The organism is Pseudomonas sp. AC463, assembly GCF_979253585.1.
Genome location: NZ_CEEDDZ010000394.1, coordinates 1 through 305, shown reverse-complemented (window position 1 = coordinate 305; position 305 = coordinate 1). Strand labels below are relative to the sequence as shown.

Genomic DNA, 305 nt, shown 5'->3' with positions numbered 1-305 from the left:
GCATCGGCTCGGTCGCCAGCACCGCGTCGGGCTCGCGTTCGAACACCGCCAGTTCCCGCACGAAGCGAAGGATCGTGGTGACATCGGCTGGTTCAGCGGGCCGGATCACGGCACCACCTGGGTCTGCGCGGCGATGTCCCTCGACCGGGCGGCGTACAGGCACGCGGCGACGATCACGCCCGCCCCCGCGATCGTCCACAGCGACAGTCGCTCGCCGAACACCGCATAGCCGAGCAGCGCGGCGTACAGGAACGATGTGTATTCGGTGGTCGCAAGATAACCCGTCTCCCCATGTGCATAGGCCC

1 protein-coding gene is annotated in these 305 nt (G+C 67.9%); it reads right to left on the bottom strand.

Annotated elements, in window-relative coordinates:
• Nucleotides 1-105: 105 nt before the first annotated feature.
• The coding region (locus AC0IYH_RS30685; protein WP_471837935.1) for a hypothetical protein at nt 106-305 on the bottom strand (200 nt) is incomplete at its 5' end.